The sequence below is a fragment of the Micromonospora sp. NPDC049799 genome (genome assembly GCF_040656655.1).
Lineage (GTDB): Bacteria > Actinomycetota > Actinomycetes > Mycobacteriales > Micromonosporaceae > Micromonospora.
Window position 1 is genome coordinate 1 of sequence record NZ_JBFAMU010000921.1, and the last position, 1,042, is coordinate 1,042.

Below are 1,042 nucleotides of genomic sequence, written 5' to 3' on the forward strand. Positions count from 1 at the left end.
GTCGGCGCAGGTCGCTGACCGTGCGAGGGGCGGGGACGTGGTGACGCGTCCCCGCCCCTTCGTACCGGTACGGGCTGGCCACCTTCCCGACGGCGGCGCACGGCACGCCGACGGTGCTGTGGGCCGGCCGCCGGTACACCGAACCGCCCGCGCCGACCGACGAGGTGCTCGCGCTGCTCGACGCGTACGCCGAACGGGTCGACCCGGCCGCGCCCTGGACGGCGGCCGAGGCGACCGACTGGGACCGGCGGACGCTCGCCGCCTGGCTGCGGGAGGCCGCCCCCGACGCGGTGGCCGCCCGGTACCTGGGGCGGCTGCTCGCCGGTGGCCTGCTCGCCGCCGGCCCGGCCGAGATCTCCCTCCTGCAGATGCTGTTCTACCTGCGCAGCGGCGGCGGCAGCGGGATGCTGCTCGGGATGGCCGGCGGGGCGCAGCAGGACCGTGTCGTCGGCGGTCCGGGAGTGCTCGCCGACGCCCTCGCGGCGGCGCTCGGCCCGGACACCGTCCGGCTCGGCGCGCCGGTCGAGGCGATCAGCCAGGACCACGACGGGGTGACCGTCCGCACGAGCGGCGACACGCTGACCGCCGAGGCCGTCGTCGTCGCGCTCGCGCCGGCACAGGCCGGTCGCATCCGGTACGACCCGCCGCTGCCCGCGCTGCGCGACGGACTGACCCAGCGGATGCCGATGGGATCGGCGGTGAAGGTGCACGCGATCTACCCGGAGCCGTTCTGGCGGGCCGACGGCCGCTCGGGGGTCTCGACCTGCGCCGAGGGGCCGGTCACCGAGACGGTGGACAACGGCACCCCGGACTCGGCGCGCGGGGTGCTGACCGCGTTCAGCTACGGCGACGAGGCGAACGCCCTGCGGCGGATGTCGCCCGACGCCCGCCGCGGCGCCCTGCTCGACGCACTGGTGGGGATCGTCGGCCCGGACGCGCGGCGTCCCGACGAGGTCGTCGAGTACGACTGGTCGGCCGACGAGTGGACGCGCGGCTGCTTCTGCGGTGCGGTGTCCGTCGGCGCGTGGCGCGCGTACGGGCC

1 protein-coding gene is annotated in these 1,042 nt (G+C 77.2%); it reads left to right on the forward strand.

Annotation, left to right across the window (positions count from 1 at the left end; translation table 11 throughout):
- Positions 1 to 113: 113 nt before the first annotated feature.
- Positions 114 to 1,042: FAD-dependent oxidoreductase (locus tag AB0I76_RS30655; RefSeq protein WP_357042840.1), on the forward strand; the 929-nt coding region annotated here is incomplete at its 3' end.